This is a genomic window from Paracoccus wurundjeri (genome assembly GCF_030678915.1).
In the GTDB taxonomy this organism is placed as follows: Bacteria; Pseudomonadota; Alphaproteobacteria; order Rhodobacterales; family Rhodobacteraceae; genus Paracoccus; species Paracoccus onubensis_A.
Genome location: NZ_JAUUTZ010000007.1, coordinates 40,856 through 59,318, shown reverse-complemented (window position 1 = coordinate 59,318; position 18,463 = coordinate 40,856). Strand labels below are relative to the sequence as shown.

15 protein-coding genes are annotated in these 18,463 nt (G+C 59.8%); 10 read left to right on the top strand and 5 right to left on the bottom strand.

Translation table 11 applies throughout. The features are described from left to right. Positions 1–16: 16 nt before the first annotated feature. Positions 17–1,423, top strand: a complete 1,407-nt coding sequence (glnA, locus tag Q0601_RS08825; RefSeq protein ID WP_305289241.1) for a type I glutamate--ammonia ligase — start codon at positions 17–19, stop codon at positions 1,421–1,423. 173 nt (positions 1,424–1,596) lie between these two features. On the opposite strand, the gene Q0601_RS08820 is transcribed toward glnA, so the two are convergent. Further along, the gene (locus tag Q0601_RS08820) at positions 1,597–2,664 is read right to left on the bottom strand and encodes an alkene reductase (RefSeq protein WP_305289237.1); all 1,068 of its coding nucleotides are present in this window, start codon (positions 2,662–2,664) and stop codon (positions 1,597–1,599) included. Positions 2,665–3,037: 373 nt separating this feature from the next. Between Q0601_RS08820 and thiC the strand changes: the two genes are divergently transcribed. From thiC to Q0601_RS08795, 5 genes are all read left to right on the top strand, one after another. Continuing rightward, on the top strand, positions 3,038–4,861 hold the full coding sequence (gene thiC / locus Q0601_RS08815) for a phosphomethylpyrimidine synthase ThiC (protein ID WP_305289235.1): 1,824 nt from the start codon (positions 3,038–3,040) through the stop codon (positions 4,859–4,861). 373 nt (positions 4,862–5,234) lie between these two features. Continuing rightward, the gene (locus Q0601_RS08810; protein ID WP_305289232.1) at positions 5,235–6,173 is read left to right on the top strand and encodes an FAD-dependent oxidoreductase; all 939 of its coding nucleotides are present in this window, start codon (positions 5,235–5,237) and stop codon (positions 6,171–6,173) included. Beyond that, the gene (gene thiS, locus Q0601_RS08805; RefSeq protein ID WP_305289230.1) at positions 6,158–6,355 is read left to right on the top strand and encodes a sulfur carrier protein ThiS; all 198 of its coding nucleotides are present in this window, start codon (positions 6,158–6,160) and stop codon (positions 6,353–6,355) included. The genes Q0601_RS08810 and thiS overlap by 16 nt, the downstream gene beginning before the upstream one ends. Positions 6,356–6,358: 3 nt before the next feature. Beyond that, positions 6,359–7,117, top strand: a complete 759-nt coding sequence (locus Q0601_RS08800; RefSeq protein WP_305289228.1) for a thiazole synthase — start codon at positions 6,359–6,361, stop codon at positions 7,115–7,117. A gap of 2 nt (positions 7,118–7,119) precedes the next feature. Continuing rightward, positions 7,120–7,710, top strand: a complete 591-nt coding sequence (locus tag Q0601_RS08795) for a thiamine phosphate synthase (RefSeq protein WP_305289492.1) — start codon at positions 7,120–7,122, stop codon at positions 7,708–7,710. 24 nt (positions 7,711–7,734) lie between these two features. Here Q0601_RS08795 and Q0601_RS08790 read toward each other — a convergent pair whose 3' ends face one another. Together Q0601_RS08790 and Q0601_RS08785 are read right to left on the bottom strand one after the other, a co-directional pair. Then, the gene (locus tag Q0601_RS08790; RefSeq protein WP_305289226.1) at positions 7,735–8,514 is read right to left on the bottom strand and encodes an alpha/beta fold hydrolase; all 780 of its coding nucleotides are present in this window, start codon (positions 8,512–8,514) and stop codon (positions 7,735–7,737) included. Next, on the bottom strand, positions 8,511–9,110 hold the full coding sequence (locus Q0601_RS08785; protein ID WP_305289224.1) for a 2-hydroxychromene-2-carboxylate isomerase: 600 nt from the start codon (positions 9,108–9,110) through the stop codon (positions 8,511–8,513). Before Q0601_RS08785 ends, Q0601_RS08790 begins: the two co-directional genes overlap by 4 nt. Positions 9,111–9,197: 87 nt before the next feature. Here Q0601_RS08785 and Q0601_RS08780 point away from each other — a divergent pair, with 87 nt between their 5' ends. The 3 genes from Q0601_RS08780 (at position 9,198) to Q0601_RS08770 (ending at position 14,135) form a co-directional block, all read left to right on the top strand. Further along, on the top strand, positions 9,198–10,217 hold the full coding sequence (locus Q0601_RS08780) for a ribose-phosphate pyrophosphokinase (protein ID WP_305289222.1): 1,020 nt from the start codon (positions 9,198–9,200) through the stop codon (positions 10,215–10,217). A gap of 112 nt (positions 10,218–10,329) precedes the next feature. After that, entirely contained in the window at positions 10,330–11,784 is a 1,455-nt protein-coding gene (locus Q0601_RS08775; RefSeq protein WP_305289220.1) for a phospholipase D-like domain-containing protein, read from the top strand. 197 nt (positions 11,785–11,981) lie between these two features. Next, positions 11,982–14,135 (top strand): esterase-like activity of phytase family protein, encoded by a 2,154-nt coding sequence (locus Q0601_RS08770; protein ID WP_305289218.1) that lies wholly within the window; start codon positions 11,982–11,984, stop codon positions 14,133–14,135. A gap of 111 nt (positions 14,136–14,246) precedes the next feature. Here the strand turns inward: Q0601_RS08770 and Q0601_RS08765 are convergent, their stop codons facing one another. Beyond that, positions 14,247–15,380 (bottom strand): outer membrane protein transport protein, encoded by a 1,134-nt coding sequence (locus tag Q0601_RS08765; RefSeq protein WP_305289216.1) that lies wholly within the window; start codon positions 15,378–15,380, stop codon positions 14,247–14,249. Between the two features lie 266 nt (positions 15,381–15,646). On the opposite strand from Q0601_RS08765, the gene guaB reads away from it, so the two are divergent. Continuing rightward, positions 15,647–17,095 carry an IMP dehydrogenase gene (gene guaB, locus Q0601_RS08760; protein ID WP_305289214.1) on the top strand — a complete coding sequence of 483 codons (1,449 nt, stop codon included), beginning with the start codon at positions 15,647–15,649 and terminating at the stop codon, positions 17,093–17,095. A gap of 15 nt (positions 17,096–17,110) precedes the next feature. On the opposite strand, the gene Q0601_RS08755 is transcribed toward guaB, so the two are convergent. Continuing rightward, positions 17,111–18,352 carry a methyl-accepting chemotaxis protein gene (locus Q0601_RS08755; protein WP_305289212.1) on the bottom strand — a complete coding sequence of 414 codons (1,242 nt, stop codon included), beginning with the start codon at positions 18,350–18,352 and terminating at the stop codon, positions 17,111–17,113. Positions 18,353–18,463 lie beyond the last annotated feature (111 nt).

Here is an 18,463-nt window from a genome sequence, read left to right as displayed (position 1 = left end):
CGAAGAAAGGGAAGTGATGAAAATCAAGGATGTCTTGAAGTTGATCGAAGATGAAGACGTCGCCTATGTCGACGTGCGCTTCACCGATCCCAAGGGCAAGCTGCAGCATGTGACGCTGGACAAGGATCTGGTGGATGAGGATTTCTTCGAGGAAGGCTTCATGTTCGACGGAAGCTCGATTGCCGGCTGGAAATCGATCGATCAGTCCGACATGAAGCTGATTCCGGATCCGTCATCGGTCTATATAGATCCGTTCTATGCGGAAAAGACCCTGTGCGTGCATTGCAATGTGGCCGAGCCGGATACTGGCGAACCCTATAGCCGAGATCCACGCGGAACCGCCGTCAAGGCAGAGGCTTACCTGAAATCGTCGGGCGTCGGCGATGCCGCCTATTTCGGCCCGGAAGCGGAATTCTTCCTGTTCGATGACGTGCGCTATTCGGTCACTCCGCAAAAGGTTGCCTTCAGCATCGACGCGCTTGATGCGGCATGGAATACCGATACCGAATACGAGATGGGCAACCAGGGGCACCGCGCCGGCCACAAGGGCGGTTATTTCCCCGTGAACCCGATCGACGCCGCACAGGATATCCGCAGCGAGATGCTGTCGACCATGAAGCGCATCGGCATGAAGGTGGACAAGCACCATCACGAGGTCGCCTCGGCGCAGCATGAGCTGGGTCTGATCTTTGGCTCGCTGACCGAACAGGCCGATAATATCCAGAAATACAAATACGTCATCCACAATGTTGCCGATGCCTATGGCAAATCCGCGACCTTCATGCCCAAGCCGATGAAAGGCGATAACGGCTCGGGGATGCATGTGAACATGTCGATCTGGAAAGACGGCAAGCCCTTGTTCGCGGGCGATAAATATGCCGATCTGTCGCAAGAGGCGCTGTATTTCATCGGCGGCATTCTGAAACATGCCAAGGCGCTCAACGCACTCACCAACCCCTCGACCAACAGCTACAAGCGCCTGATCCCGGGCTTCGAGGCCCCGGTGCTGCGGGCCTATTCGGCGCGGAACCGTTCGGGCTGCGTGCGTATTCCGTGGACCGAAAGCCCCAGGGCAAAGCGCGTCGAGGCCCGGTTCCCCGATCCGTCGGCCAATCCTTATCTGTGCTTTGCTGCGTTGCTGATGGCCGGTCTGGACGGCATCAAGAACAAGATCGATCCGGGTTCGGCGTCGGACAAGGATCTTTACGATCTGCCGCCCGAGGAACTGGCCGAAATCCCGACCGTTTGCGGCAGCCTGCGTGAGGCGCTTGAGGAACTCGAGAAGGACATGGACTTCCTGCTGGCGGGAGACGTATTCACCCGCGATCAGCTTGAAGGTTACATGGCACTGAAATGGGAAGAGGTTTATGCCTATGAGCATACGCCGCACCCGGTTGAGTACCAGATGTATTACTCCTGCTGATACGACCCCGAAATCAGGAAAAGAGGCGCCTCCGGGCGCCTCTTTTTTTGAAGATGCATGGCAAAAGCGGCACTCGATCGAACCCGCGCCCGGCCCCTTCTTCTTTGCACAAATACCTCGGGGGGCCGGGGGCTGGCCCCCGGTTCAGGAACCAGCCGCCAAGGGGGTGCAGATCAGGCGTCAACAATATCCGCTGCAAACGGGTAATCGGTGTACCCTTTCTCGCCACCGACATAGAGGCTCGAGGCATCAAGCTCGTTCAGCTCCAGACCGTTGCGGAACCGTGCGGGCAGATCGGGCGTGGCGATGAAATCGCGGCCGAAAGCGGCCGCATCGGCCACGCCGTCGCGCAGCAATCGCGAGGCGGTGTCGAATGTCAGCCCCTCATTCGCGATGACCGCTCCGCCGAAGGCCTGCTTGATTTCGGGCAGAAGACTGTCATCTCCGACATGTTCCCGCAAGGCAAGGAAGGCCACGCCGCGCGCCGCCATGTCCCGGGCGACCTGAGTGAACAGGGCGCGCGGATCGCTGTCACCCATGTCATGACTGTCTCCGCGCGGGGCAAGGTGCAGGCCGACCCGATCTGCGCCCCAGACACCGATCACCGCATCGGCGATCTCGTTCAGCAGGCGCGTCCGGTTTTCGATAGTGCCGCCATAACCGTCAGTTCGCTGATTGGTGCTGTCCTGCAGAAACTGGTCGATCAGATAGCCATTGGCGGCATGAATCTCGACCCCGTCGAAACCTGCTCGTTTGGCATTTTCCGCACCCTGACGATAGGCTTCGACAACATCCGGGATTTCTGCTGTTTCAAGGGCCCGGGGCGTGACATATTCGGATTTTGGCCGTACCAGGCTGACATGGCCAGCAGGCTGGATCGCGCTTGGGGCAACAGGCAACTCGCCATTCAGGAATATAGGATGCGAGATGCGCCCGACATGCCAAAGCTGCAACATGATCAGGCCGCCGGCCTCATGCACGGCCTGAGTGACGGCTTTCCAGCCTTCGACCTGCGCATCGTTCCAGATCCCCGGCGTGTCGGCATAGCCCACACCCATCGGGGTGACACTGGTCGCTTCGCTCAGGATCAGACCGGCCCCGGCGCGCTGGCGGTAATATTCGGCCATAAGCGCATTGGGCACACGTTCGGTCCCCGCGCGGGATCGTGTCAAAGGCGCCATGATGACCCGGTTTTTCAGGCCGAGGGGGCCGATCTGCAGCGGATCGAAAAGAGTTGTCATCGAATGTCCTTTCATCGTGACCAATGTCTTCCAGATGTGACTTGTTTGCCCTTTCCGCAGCTTTCAATACCGCCTCGCGCATAGCCGCGTCTCACCCGACGCAATGCAAGGCGCTTGACAAGCGCGTCCCGGTTTGTGACCTTGCGCGTAGTCAGGGGAGTCCCGCCCAAGGGACTGAGAGGCTGATTGGTGGCAGCATCATGCAAATGAGCTGCCACGGTGCGGCGACCCTTTGAACCTGACCCAGTTGAGACTGGCGTAGGAAGACCGAAGGGCATCCGCTCTTTGGGCCGTTCTGGCCCCCACCGGGCCGGACGCCCGCTTTCTGCCTCTGAAGCTTCTGGGTCTTTTCGAGTGAGCTTGAGGAGACATCATGAATAAGCACAGCAATCTTTCCGACGATCCCACGCCAGCACCAAAGATCACTACCGGCCCGCTGCCCGCCTCGAAAAAGGTCTGGCATGGCGATTTGCGCGTGCCGATGCGCGAGATCGAACTGCACCCTTCGGCCATGGAACCACCGGTGATAGTTTACGATTCCTCCGGCCCCTATACCGATCCGCAGGCAGTGATCGATATCGCGGCGGGGTTGCCGCGTCTGCGTGAAGGCTGGATTGCGGGACGTGGTGATGTCGAGCGTTACGACGGCCGGGTGGTGAAGCCCGAGGATAACGGGTTTGCAACAGGTGAACGGCTGGTTCCGGGCTTTCCCGTGCGGCATGAGCCGTTCCGGGCGAAATCGGGCGCGGTGACGCAGATGGCCTATGCGCGGGCCGGGATCATCACGCCCGAGATGGAGTTCGTGGCGATCCGCGAAAATCTGGGGCGGCGGGCCGCGAAGGAAAAGCTGATCCGCGATGGACAGGATTGGGGGGCGTCGATCCCGGATCACGTGACGCCGGAATTCGTGCGGCAGGAAATCGCCTCGGGTCGTGCCATCATTCCGGCGAATATCAACCACCCCGAGATCGAGCCTATGGCGATCGGGCGGAATTTCCTTGTGAAGATCAACGCCAATATCGGCAATTCCGCCGTGACCTCCTCGATGGAGGAAGAGGTCGAAAAGATGGTCTGGGCGATCCGCTGGGGCGCGGATACGGTGATGGATCTTTCGACAGGCCGCAATATCCACAATATCCGCGACTGGATCATCCGCAACAGCCCGGTGCCCATCGGGACGGTGCCGATCTATCAGGCGCTCGAAAAGGTGGGCGGCGTTGCCGAGGATTTGTCATGGGAGGTGTTCCGCGACACGCTGATCGAGCAGGCCGAGCAGGGGGTGGACTATTTCACCATCCATGCCGGCGTGCGCCTGCCCTTCATCCACCTGACTGCGGAACGGGTGACCGGGATCGTCAGCCGCGGTGGTTCTATCATGGCGAAATGGTGCCTGCATCATCACCGCGAGTCGTTCCTGTATGAACATTTCGACGAGATTTGTGACATCATGCGTGCCTATGACGTCAGTTTCAGCCTTGGCGACGGGCTGCGGCCCGGCTCTATCGCAGATGCCAATGACGCCGCGCAGTTTGCCGAGCTGGAGACATTGGGGGAACTGACGCAGATTGCATGGGCTAAGGATTGTCAGGTCATGATCGAAGGTCCCGGCCATGTGCCGATGCACAAGATCAAGGAGAATATGGACAAGCAGTTGGAGGTTTGCGGGGAAGCGCCGTTCTATACGCTTGGGCCTCTGACCACAGATATCGCTCCGGGCTACGATCATATCACCAGTGGGATCGGCGCCGCGATGATCGGCTGGTTCGGCACCGCGATGCTGTGCTATGTCACGCCCAAGGAGCATCTGGGCCTGCCCGATCGCGACGACGTGAAAACCGGCGTCATCACCTATAAGATCGCTGCCCATGCCGCCGATCTGGCCAAGGGACACCCGGCGGCGAAACTGCGTGACGACGCGCTGTCCCGCGCCCGGTTCGAGTTCCGTTGGGAGGATCAGTTCAATCTCTCGCTGGACCCCGATACGGCACGCGAATTCCACGACCAGACCTTGCCGAAAGAGGCGCATAAGGTGGCGCATTTCTGTTCGATGTGCGGGCCGAAATTCTGTTCGATGAAGATCAGCCATGATATCCGCGCCGAGGCCCGGGCGTCGGGCATGGAGAAAATGGCTGAAAAATACCGCGAGGGCGGGGACCTGTATATGCCCGTCGATGAGGTGGAGAAGGTGGAGGGATGACGACACATCCGGACAGAGGCGCACAAGCGTCCGATCATGGGCAGGCGATCCGGGCGTTGTGCAATGCAGTTTGTTGCGCAGCTTTGGGCGCATCTGCTCCAGAGGTTCCGACGGTACCAGGGTCTGTCGCACCTGTCCGGTTTCGCTTCCCCTCCCTCTGCTTCTTCTTTGTCCAAATACCTTGGGGGTCGCCGGCAGGTGCGCCACTGGTTCAAGAACCAGCCGGCGACGGGCTGGCCCCCGGCCATCGCGGGATGCAAGCAACTTGCGTTTCCGATTCAGTACGGCACGCTCCAAAGCGCCGGTCCCTGGGGGCGGCCGGGTGCATGTGGCGCGCGCCTTCGTCCCTTGCTTTCGCATGGAGGGTTGGCTGATGTTTTCGGTTGTCGGGGCGGGGGTTGCCGGGCTTTGCGTGACCACCGTTTTGGCCGAACGCGGCCTGCCTGTCGAACTGTTATCTGACGACTCCATCCCGGCTTCCCATTGGGCGGGTGGAATGCTCGCGCCTGGCTGCGAAGGAGAATCCGCCCCGCCCGAGGTCATCATTGCAGGTGTAAAAGCCGTCGAATGGTGGTCATCCCATGTGCCCGGCGTTGTCCGGCGGGGAACGCTGGTCGTGGCTCCACCTCGTGATGGCGCGGAACTGGATCGCTTTGCCCGGATGACGACCGGCCATGCCCCCGCCGATCCCGCCACGCTGGAGCCCGATCTGGCGGGGCGCTTCGCGCGCGGGCTGTTCTTCGCGGATGAAGCCCATCTTGACCCCCGCAAGGCGATGGCTGCGCTGCGGGACCGGCTGACTGCCATGGGCATTTCCATCCGTCAGGGCCAGCCACGCGGGAAGATCATCGATTGCCGGGGGCTGGCCGCCCGTGACCTGCTGCCCGATCTGCGCGGAGTCAGAGGCGAGATGCTGATCGTCGATGCTCCGGATGTGACGCTGACCCGCACAATCCGTCTGCTGCATCCACGCTTTCCCTGCTATGTCGTGCCGCGCGGGGCTGGGCGCTACATGATCGGCGCGACAACGGTCGAAACCGACGATCCCGGCCCGGTTACGGCGCGGGCGGTGATGGAACTACTTTCCGCCGCCTATACCCTGCATCCCGGTTTCGCCGAGGCGCGGCTGATCGAGACCGGCGCGGGCCTTCGCCCCGCCTTTCCCGACAATATCCCACGCATTCGCGAGGAGGGCGGGCGGATTCATGTCAATGGCATGTATCGCCACGGCTTCCTGATGGCGCCCGCACTGGCCGAGAAATTGGCGGATCATCTGATGATACGAAAGGAAAAGACATGCGAGTTGAATTGAATGGCGAAGCGATCCGGACGCAGGCCACAACCCTGTCGGGACTGATCGAAGAGCGTAATTTACCCGCGGCCTCGGTGGCGACCGCCGTGAATGGCGATTTCGTCCCCAGAACCTTGCGCGACGGAACGGCCTTGTCCGACGGCATGCGGATCGAGATCCTGTCGCCCATGCAAGGGGGCTAAGTCATGTTCTATGGCGTGACACCGGTTTCCCGCTTGTTTCTGGGAACTGCGCAATACCCTTCTCCTGCGGTGCTGGCCGATGCGATTTCCGCCTCGGGCAGCGAGATCATCACGGTCAGCCTGCGCCGCGAGGGGGCAGGGGGCGCGCATTTCCGCGATCTGCTTCAGGCCAGCGGCTGCCGTATCCTGCCTAATACTGCGGGATGCCACAGCGCCCGCGAGGCGATTACCACGGCACGGATGGCGCGCGAGGTTTTCGGCACCAACTGGGTCAAGCTGGAAGTCATCGGTCATGCCGATACGCTGCAACCCGACCCTTTCGCGCTGGTCGAGGCGGCGCGTGAACTCTGTGCCGACGGGTTCGAGGTTTTCCCCTATACGACCGAAGATCTGATCGTCGGTGAAAAGCTGGTCGAAGCGGGTTGCCAGGTATTGATGCCCTGGGGTTCTCCGATCGGATCGGGACAGGGCCTGAGGCATGAGGATGCGCTATGTTCCATGCGGGCGCATTTTCCCGATATTCCGCTGGTGATCGACGCGGGGATCGGCGCGCCGTCGCAGGCTGCCCGGGCGATGGAGATGGGCTTCGATGCCGTGCTGTTGAATACCGCCGTTGCGAAGGCGGGCGATCCGGTCGCAATGGCGCGGGCGTTTGCCGGCGCTGTCGAATCCGGAAAGCTTGCCCATGAGGCCGGACTGATGGGGCGGCGGGATATGGCTGTGGCCTCGACTCCGATATTTGGAATGGCGGCACTGACATGACGCTGGATCGCTTTTATCTCATCACCGGCACGACCACGCTTCTGGAGCGGCTCGTTCCGCTGGGCGTCAAACTGGTGCAATTGCGGCTCAAGGATGTGCCTAAGGAGGAACTGCGCAATCAGGCCCAGCGTGCGAAGGCTTGCTGTGCGGCACATGGGGCGCAACTGGTGCTGAACGATTACTGGCAGCTTGCGATCGATATGGATATTGATTTCGTGCATCTGGGGCAAGAGGATATGGACCTCGCGGATTTCGCGGCATTGCGCCGCGCGAATGTGCGTTTCGGGCTTTCCACCCATGACGAAACGGAACTGGATCGCGCCCTGTCTCATGATCCCGAATATGTTGCCCTTGGGCCGGTTTATCCGACGCTGCTGAAAAAGATGAAATGGGGTCCACAGGGGTTGGAGCGTGTGCGCGAATGGAAGCGGTTCGCGGGAAAGGTTCCTTTGGTTGCCATCGGTGGATTGACGCCGGAACGGCTGCCGGGCGTCTTTGCGGCCGGTGCGGATTGCGCGGCGGTGGTGACGGATATTCAGCAGGCAACCGACCCGGAGGCGCGCTGTCGTGAATGGATCGCGGCGACACGGTGACAAGCCCCGAATTGTCCCTGCCGGTCAGGCCCGGTCAAGATTGACGTCAATCAGTCCGGCGACCTGATCGGGATGCGTGATCGGTGCCATATGGCCGGCATCCGGTATAACGGCCCTGCCGACATCCGGCAGACGGGACGCAAGCGTCTCGGCGATTGCATGGATGGATGGCGGCGATTGCTTGCCCGAAATCAGCAAAACCGGTGCTGTGATCGCCTCTAGCCCGCCTTCGCGCAGCAGGTTTGCCCGGTCATGCATGAGATCGGGCGTGCAGGCCGCAACCAGTCTGACGCATGCCCGCATCCTGTCCTGCATATCGTTTGGCAACGCATCATAGGATTGCGTTCCCCATGCCGCGAGGAATTGCCGGGTTGCTTCTTCATCCCGGCCTTCGGAAACAAGCCGTTCAAGATCGCCATCGGGCTGAACCGCAACCATTTCACTCGGCGCGGCGGCAAAAAGAACCGGTTCGATCAGGGTCAGGCTGCGGACGGCCTCGGGCGCGGCGAGGGCGATGCGCAGGGCGACCGTGGCGCCCATGCTGTGGCCGATCAGATCCAACGGGTGGTTGATGAAGCTGGCGGCGATCCGGGTGACGGCAGTATGGTAATCGGGACCGTTCGCTTCCGGTTCCCAAGGTCCGCTGCGGCCATGACCGGGCATGTCGAAACCATACAGATCGATCCGCCCTTCAAGGCGTCCGGCAATCGGACCCCAATACCCGCCCGAGGCCATCATGCAGTGCAATGCCAGTGCCGGGCGATCGGTATCGCCGGGCCAGTGGCGCCGGAAAATCTCGGTCACAATGATTCGAGATGCCGGTCAAGGAAATCCAGCCTGTCCTGCCCCCAGAACCGCTGATCGGTTTCGCGGACGACATAGAAAGGTGCGCCGAAGACCCCGGCGGCGACCGCCTCTTCCAGATTGCGCCCATAGGTTTCGGCGCCGGTCAGCAGACCCTTGTCGCACAGATCGGGATCGAAACCATGCGCCTGCAAGATATCGCGGATGACGGCGTCGTCGCTGATATCCCGCTCTTCCGCCCAGACGGCCTGCAGGAACCCCTGAACGAGCGCGCCGACATTCCCCCCTCCGGCATTCTGAGCGGCGATGACTGCGTAAGATGATGGGGCCATGTTCACCGGGAAGTGCGCCGGTTTGGGATTGAGCGGCATTTTCAGATGCTCTGCCCAGCGGGGAAGTTCCTGCATCCTGTATTCAATGCGGCTTGGATGCCGCTTGGCCGGAGGCAAGCCGCCCGTCCGCTCGAACAATTGCATGATGTCCAGCGGTTTATAGGTGATTTCTGCCCCGCGGGCGGCGGCGATCTTTTCCAGACGATCCCCCGCAAGATAGGTGAACGGGCTGATCGTCGCGAAGTAATAGTCGATATGCGCCATCGAAAGCTCCTTTGGGGTTTGCTCAATTGTTAACCCGGTGTTAATGGCGGTGCAATCTCACGAAACACGACAGAGGCCCTGCTTCACATGCCCGTCATGACCGAGCCCAAACTTATCTCCGGCAATGCCAACAAACCTCTTGCCGCGTCGATCGCGCGTCGCATGTCGATGCATCGCGGCATGAATGTCGGGCTTTGCGATGCCCGGATCGAGCGCTTCAACGATCAGGAAATTTTCATCGAGGTATTCGAGAACGTCCGCGGCGAGGATATGTATATCATTCAGCCGACCTCGAACCCGGCGAATGACAACCTGATGGAATTGCTGATCATGGTCGATGCGCTGCGTCGTTCTTCGGCGGCCCGGATCACCGCTGTCATTCCCTATTTCGGTTATGCGAGGCAGGATCGCCGCGCCAAGGCCCGGACACCGATTTCGGCCAAGCTGGTGGCGAATCTGCTGACCGAGGCCGGGGTAGACAGAATCCTGACGATGGATCTTCATGCGACGCAGATTCAGGGCTTTTTCGATATTCCGGTGGATAACCTGTATGCCGCGCCGATTTTCGCGCTTGATGTGCAGCACCATTTCAAGGGCCGGATGAACGACCTGATGGTGGTCTCGCCCGATGTCGGCGGGGTGGCGCGGGCGCGGGAACTGGCGCAAAGGATCGGCGCGCCATTGTCGATCGTGGACAAGCGCCGCGAAAAGCCGGGTGAGGTGGCCGAAATGACGGTGATCGGCGATGTGAAGGGCAGGGCCTGTGTCATCGTCGACGACATCTGCGACACCGCGGGAACGCTGGTAAAGGCGGCACAGGTGCTGAAGGATGAGGGCGCGACCGAGGTGCATGCTTATATCACTCATGGCGTCCTGTCGGGACCAGCGGTCGAGCGGGTCTCGAAATCGGTGATGAAATCGCTCGTCATCACCGATTCGATCCAGCCATCCGACTCGGTGAAGGCGGCCCCGAATATTCGTATCGTGCCGACGGCGCCGATGTTCACGCAGGCAATCCTGAATATATGGAACGGCACCTCGGTCAGCTCCCTGTTCGAAACGGATACGCTGCTGCCGATCTATGAGGGGCTTTACTCGACGTCGTGATCGTCCGCATATCCGCGTGTTCCGCCGCCGCCGGATGACGTGAATTGTCAGCCGGATGATTTGTGCCATAAGGTCCGATCGGTGATTGGTATCGATCAAGGGGCAGGATAAGATGGATCAGACGGCGTTGTTGCAGGCAGGCAGAAATTGTTGGCGTGTCGAACATGCCGACAGATTCGCATTCATCGTTGACGCCCGGGATTATTTCATCGCCCTTCGTAAAGCGATGATTGCCGCGCAGCACAGTATCCTGCTGGTGGGTTGGGATTTCGATCCTCGCATTCCGTTCGGCATTCCCGATGATGGCGGGCCCGAATGTCTGGGCGATTTCATCATCTGGCTCGTTGATCGCACACCTGAACTAAAAATCCGGTTACTTCAATGGGATACCGGTGCGATTAAAGAACTTTTCAAGCGAAACCTGTTCTACACATTCATCCGCTGGAAGGCACATCCGCAGATCGAACTGCGTCTGGATGGTGCGCACCCTCTGGCCGGTTCACATCACCAGAAAGTCGTCTCTATCGATGACAGTCTCGCCTTTTGCGGCGGTATCGATATGACGGATGAACGCTGGGACACACGAGAACATCTGGATGACGATCCCGGACGCGTGGGGCCGGACGGAACACCCAATGACCCGTGGCATGACGCAACAAGCGCTTTCGACGGCGAGGCGGCTCGCGCCATCGCGGATCTGGCCCGGCTGCGATGGAAAATCGCTACTAAGCAAGAGCTTGCGCCCGTTTCCGAGATTCGGGATTGCTGGCCGGATGGGTTGGAGCCGAATTTGCGTGACCTGCGCCTTGGCATCGCCCGCACCATTCCCGAGATGGACGATAATGTGCCAACGCATGAGATCGAGACGATGTATCTTGATCTGATCGCGCGCGCCGAGAGAATCATCTATGCTGAAAGCCAGTATTTCGCCTCGCGCCGGATCGCCCATGCGATGGCCAAACGGCTTGAAGAAGAAGACGGCCCGGAAATCGTCATCATCAATCCCCATACGGCGAATGGCTGGCTTGAGCCGGTCGCGATGGACACGGCGCGGGCACGTCTGGTCGAGTCGCTGAAGCGGATCGACAAACATGGAAGGTTTCGCATCTATCATCCGGTTACCGAAGGCGGCAACGAAATCTACGTCCATGCCAAGGTAACGGTGGTGGATGACAGGTTCCTGCGGGTCGGATCGTCGAATTTCAACAATCGTTCCATGCGTCTGGATACCGAATGCGACGTGATCCTTTCGGTAGATGAACCCGGATGCGGGCATTTGAAGGACGAGATTACCGTATTGCGGAACGACCTGCTTGCCGAGCATCTGGGGGTCGGGATGGATCGGATCGCGGAAGGTTTGGACCGGACCGGCTCGCTGATTGCGGTCATCGAGGAACTGCGCGGCGAGGGACGGTCGCTGGTGCCTTATGAAGTCCCCGAACTTTCGGGGATCGAGGAATGGTTGGCCGAGAATGAAATCCTTGATCCCGATGGCCCTGACGAGATTTTCGAATCTCTGTCGAAACGTGGATTATTCACAGGCTGGGGCCGTATCCGAAAGGACTGAGGCGAAGAGATCGCAAGGATGACATAGCCGATCATCAGGCGTTTCTTTGTTCCAGTGAATTCAGGGATATGCCCACGCGCACTTCTGCGCCGGCGCATCTTTGGTCATTGTCGCAAAAGCGTCATTCATCCCTTACGAAATCGTCACGATTGCAGGTCACAACCCGCTGGAGTTCATTTCCCAGAGGTTTACCTGCCATGCGTCTGACTCTGACGTCGCTGATCGCGCTCACTGTGGCCGCTCCCGCTTTGGCCGAGCCGGTTCTTAACCGTATTGCCAGCTTTCCAACGACCGATAATTTCGCCGAGGGCGAGGATCGTTCGCAGGAAACCAGTGCAGAAATCATGGCCGTAACAGAGGACGGCAATACGCTGATCTACTCTGACAGCCCGTTGGAAGCCCTGGGGCTGATCGATATCACCGATCCGAAGCAGCCTAAGCCGCTTGGCCATATCGCAATGGAGGGCGAGCCGACAACGACCGTGGTTCTTGGCGGCACGGCTTTCGTGGGGGTGAACACCTCGGAAAGCTATACCGACCCATCGGGCGCATTGCGCAGCGTGGATATCGCAACCCAGAAAATCACCGCAAGCTGCGATATCGGCGGTCAGCCGGATTCGGTCGCGCTTAACAAGGATGGCAACCAGATCGCGATCGCCATCGAGAATGAGCGCGACGAAGATGTGAATGACGGTGCGATCCCTCAGATGCCGGCCGGTTATGTCGTCACAATCCCCGTTTCCGATGGTGCGGCGGATTGCGAGGCCCTGACGAAGATCGATCTGACCGGTCTGGCCGATATCGCGGGTGACGATCCCGAACCGGAATATGTCGCCTATAATGACACGGGTGAACTTGCCGTGACCCTGCAAGAGAACAATCACATCGTTATCATTGGGGCGGACGGGGCCATTGCCGGTCATTTCAGTGCGGGCAGCGTCGATCTGGACGGAATCGACACCGAGGATGACGGCAAGATCGATCCGGGCGCCAGTCTTGCCGCGGTCCCTCGCGAACCGGATGCCGTGGCATGGCTGGACGATCAGCATCTGGTGACCGCGAATGAAGGCGATTGGAATGGCGGCAGCCGGGGCTTCACGGTCTGGAAGAAAGACGGCAGCGTCGTTTACGACAGTGGAAACCTGCTGGACCGCAAGCTGATCGAACTGGGGCATTATCCGGATGGCCGCTCGGACAACAAGGGCGGCGAGCCCGAGGCCGTGATTACCGCGACCTATGACGATGTGCCGATGATCTTCGTTGCATCGGAACGCGGCAGTATCGTCTTTGTCTTCGATGCAAGCGATCCTGCGGCCCCCGAACTGATTCAGGCGCTTCCTTCGGGTATTGGTCCCGAAGGGCTGGTCGCCATCCCACAGCGAGGATTGTTCGCCACAGCCAACGAAACCGATCTGGGTGAGGATGGTGCGGCGCGGGCCCATGTTATGGTCTATGAACGGCAAGACGCCGGAGCCAGCTATCCGATGATCACCTCTGAAGGGGTTGAGGATTTGATCCCATGGGCGGCGCTGTCCGGTCTGGCTGCGGATCCGGGAGACACCACAAAGCTTTATGCGGTCAGCGACAGCGTCCTGTCCGACGCTCCGTCGATCTATACCATCGATGCCTCGCAAAGCCCGGCAAGGATCATTTCCCGTATTCTTGTGACCCGTGACGGTCAGACCGCCGAAAAGCTGGATCTTGAAGGGATCACAACGGACGGCGAAGGTGGTTTCTGGCTGGCATCGGAAGGAGATTCCGAGAAGGAGGTTCCCCATGCCGTGCTGCACGTGGCGGCGGATGGAGCGATCACGCAGGAAATCAGCCTGCCGGAAACCCTGGCGCTGCACGAGACGCGTTTTGGCTTCGAGGGGATCTCACTGGTGGAAGGCAAGCTTTGGCTGGCCATGCAGCGCGAATGGGGTGACGATCCCGCAGAGCGTGTCAAACTGCTTCAACTTGATCCGGCGAATGAAGAATGGTCCGCGGCCCATTACCCGATCGAGCAGGGCGAGGGCTGGGTCGGGCTGTCCGATCTGGCCTATCACGACGGCGCGCTTTACGTGATCGAGCGGGACAACCTGATCGGTGAAGCGGCGGCTCTGAAACAGATCACGCGTGTCGATCTGGCAGGTCTGGAGCCTGCGCCTCTGGGTGGTGACCTGCCGGTTGTCTCGAAGGAGGTTCTGCGTGATCTGATTCCGGACCTGCAAGCGACCGGCGGATATGTCGTGGATAAGGTGGAAGGGCTGGCCATCACCTCGGAGGGGACTGCTTATGTCGCGACGGATAATGACGGGACCGATGACAGCTCCGGCGAAACGCTGTTCTGGAGCTTTGATCTCCGGTAAAGGAGGCTGCGTCCTGATTGCAGTTATGAGCCCCGGATCAGAATATCCGGCCTTGAATAAAAAGCCCCGGATCATGTCCGGGGCTTTCCTGTTCCGGAAAGGGGCGGGAACTCAGAAACTGTAACCCACCTTCACGCCGACACCCCAACCTTTGCGGTCATCGGTTTCCCCAACGACCAGCCTTTCCCCGGGATCGCCAATACCCACATCCGACTGGCTGAGTCTGACATAGCTGATGCCGGTGGTGATTTTCAGGTTATCCTGCGTGTAGATTGCCGCAAGAGTGATACCTTTCCGACCCTCATAGGGTGACAGGGGCGTCCCGACCCCATCGCCGCCACCCTCATACTGGAAGGATACCGCGCCGGACCATTGATCGGTGAATTTCTTGGCCACACCAAGCGTATATGTGGTCGAATCCTCGAAATGGGTCAGGCTGGTTCCGCCAAGCGCACTTGGGCGGACCTTGAATTCGGACCAGTCAACCCAGCGAATCGAGCCAAGCACCAGCATGGTGGGCGAAATCCCGGTCTGGAATTCCAGATTGACGGATTTCGGCATTTTCACTTCGGTAATGTCCTCGGGCGCAATCTGCATACCCATAATGCTTTGGGTCGTGTCGAAATCATGCGTGATCGAGGAATTGAAGGTCAGTGCAATCCTTGCCGCAATCTCTGGCTTTTCCCAAGAGACGCCTGCAAGCCAGCCAAAGTCGGTTTCCCGATCGATGTCCAGATGATAGCCGTCAATCCCCCTGGCATCCCAGATCGCACCGCCCAGATCCGCTTTGGCCGAAGTGCTGAGCGCGCGGATACCGCCATGGACGCCAAATCCGCTTTGCGGGAATACATAGCGAACGACGCCGACGACTTCCTGAGTATCGATTTCCGCGCCGGTTCCCTGCAGATAAAGCGACCCGCCATCAGCCGCACCCGGATAGCTGATGTCAGAACCAAATGGCTGGCCAAACATTACCGCGCCAGAAAAGTTCTCATTGAACTGTTTCTTATAGGCGAGACCAACGGAATTGTAGGTTCCCGCGACATCTCCGGTATTGGATGGACCGGCCCCGAGATTCAGGGTGTTTGTGCTGAGCGTCGGCTTTGCCAAGGTCCAGCTGAATTCGGCGTAATCGCCCGGCTCCCATAGCGGGCCAAGAAACTGGCCGCTACGATCGATCCCGCCGGCCAGGGCGGGGGCGGTGCTGATCAGAAGCGCGGCCGCGCCGGAATACACATATTTCATAGATACCTCCCATTGCAGGTCCGGGCCTCCTTTGTCCCGCGCGAACCTTACGAACAGCCTACGCTCAACCCGGTTCAAATCAATTGTAACACAGAAATGACGTTACGTTGCTTTGCGGTACCGTCGCGTCACCGTGGCGTTGCTGCAACTCTTTCGCCGCTGCCGCGATCGAACGAAGGACAATGTTTCGCATATCTGCTCTGGACAAATCGTCCGCTGCATGAAAGTGGAAACTGCCAAACGAAGTTATCGCAAGGATCACTGCCATGCAGATTCGTGAGGCTCTTACCTTTGATGATGTCCTTCTGGTTCCGGCCGCTTCGAACGTGTTGCCGTCCACGGCGGACGTGACCACATATGTGACGCGCCGGATCCGTATGAACATCCCGCTTCTGTCCTCGGCGATGGACACGGTTACCGAAAGCCGGATGGCGATTGCGCTGGCGCAGGCGGGTGGGATGGGGGTCATTCACCGCAACCTGACTACTGAACAGCAGGCCGATGAGGTGCGCCGGGTCAAGCGCTTCGAGTCGGGCATCGTGTACAAGCCGATTACCCTGCGTTCGGACCAGACGCTGGCGGATGCCAAGGCGCTGCAGGATCGCTATAATGTCACCGGTTTTCCGGTTGTCGATGAACAGGGCCGGGTTGTCGGGATCGTCACCAATCGCGACATGCGCTTCGCCAGCGACGATAACACGCCGGTGCGCATGATGATGACGTCTGAGCGGCTTGCGATGCTGACCGAGCCTGCCGACCGCCAGCAGGCTATCGACCTGATGAAAGAGCGCCGGATCGAGAAACTGCTTGTTACGGACGGGCAGGGCAAGTTGACCGGACTTCTGACGCTGAAGGATACCGAGAAAGCGGTACTGAACCCTCTGGCCTGCAAGGATGAATTGGGACGCCTGCGCGTCGCCGCGGCATCGACCGTCGGCGAGGAAGGGTTCGAGCGTTCTCAGGCACTGATCGATGCCGGGGTGGATATGGTGGTGATCGACACCGCGCACGGTCACTCGGCCGGGGTTGCGCGCGCGGTCGAGCAAATCAAGAGCTTCTCCAACGAGGTGCAGGTGGTGGCCGGCAATGTGGCGACCGCCGAGGCGGTTCGGGCGCTTGTAGACGCCGGGGCCGATGCAGTGAAAGTCGGCATCGGGCCGGGTTCGATCTGCACCACCCGTATCGTTGCGGGCGTCGGCGTGCCGCAGCTGACGGCTATCATGGATGCGGCGCAGGCTGCCGGGGATGTTCCGGTGATTGCCGATGGCGGCATCAAATTCTCGGGCGATTTCGCCAAGGCGATCGCGGCGGGCGCAAGCTGTGCCATGGTCGGCAGCGCCATCGCGGGAACCGATGAAAGCCCCGGCGAGGTCATTTTGTATCAGGGCCGCAGCTTCAAGAGCTATCGCGGAATGGGAAGTCTGGGCGCCATGGCGCGGGGATCGGCGGACCGCTATTTCCAGAAGGATGCCGCGACCGACAAGCTGGTTCCAGAGGGGATCGAGGGGCAAGTGCCCTATAAAGGCGGCGCGGGGGCGGTTCTGCATCAGCTTGTGGGCGGATTGCGCGCCGCGATGGGCTATACCGGTTGCGCAACCATCGAAGAGATGCGCGGCAATTGCCAATTCGTGCGGATTACCGGGGCCGGCCTGAAGGAAAGCCATGTCCATGACGTGCAGATCACGCGGGAAAGCCCCAACTATCGGATGGGCTAGCTAGCGTCGCGTTGGTTAAGCGCATTGCATGTCTGCGTCAGGCAGGCTGCCTTCTGGCGGTTGGATCGGGGTTCGGACCAGTCGTCTGGCAGGCTCATTATCTGTGCGTCTGATATTGCCTTCCGCGTCGCGGAAATCGCCGATCAGCGAGATCAGGTCCTGAGTATTGCCGGCCAGCATGCCTGTCGTTGATTCCGCCTTCCTTGCCGCCACTGCATTGGCCTGGATGATCTGATCAAGTTGGCCGATCGCGGCGTTGATCTGTTCTGATCCCGCCCTTTGTTCTTTGGTGGCCGAGGAAATTTCCTGAACCAGATCGCTTGTTCGCTGAAATTCCGGGATCAATACGCTTAGTTCCGATCTTGCCTTGCCCGATGCCTCTACCGTAATCCGCGAAAGCGCAACGATCTCATTTGCGGCTTCCTGGCTACGCTCTGCCAGGCGTCGTACTTCGGTTGCGACGATTGCGAAACCGCGGCCATGTATCCCCGCGCGCGCCGCCTCGACCCCGGCATTCAGCGCAAGGAGGTCGGTCTGCCGGGCGATGTCCTGCACGATCCCGATCTTCTCGGTGATGGCGCTCATCGCGGATACGGCCTCTTCCACGACCCGCGTGGCGGATATGGCCTGCTTCAGGGAACGGGCGGCGATGGCTTCGGTCTGCGCGGCATTGTCGGCACATTGACGGATATTCGTCGCCATTTCTTCAGTTGAGGTGCTTGCCTGTCGCGCCGCCGAAGCCTGTTGCGCCGCGCTCTCGCTGACATGGGCGATCGCCTTGCTCATTTCACTGCAGCCTGCCATCAACTCTTTTGCGCTTCCGCTGGCCCGGCCGAGAAGCCGGTCGAGGGCATCGTATTCCTGCGAAATGTTGCGGATGAACGCCGCATAGGCCCAGCTGCCGCCAACCGGCATCTTGGAGAGCGCAAGAGATACCGTCACTTCGCTGCCATCCCGCCGGACCAGTTTCAGGTCGCGGCTGGAACCCACGATCTTGTCGTTTCCCGTCCGCCGGTTGGAGTCGACATACTCGTCATGTCCGGCCTGGAAATGTTTGGGAACCAGCATACGGACATTCTTTCCAAGAACTTCCCTGGCCGAATAACCCCACAGCAGTTCTGCCGCGCGGTTGAAAAAGATGACGTCGTTCCGGCGATCGATGATGACGACGGCGTCGATGGCATTGGCAAGTGCCGCTTCCGCCATCCATCCCGGCAAGCGCGGTTTCCGTTGTGTTGTAAATGACAGGATCGGCATGTGAATTCTCCGGCGGGACGATGTTTTTCCGGCATAGCCTGGAGAGGTAAATATTTCGCCAATAGCCAAACGGTGAGATATGGTGCGCCATGCACTCCCCCCTTTCCTCTG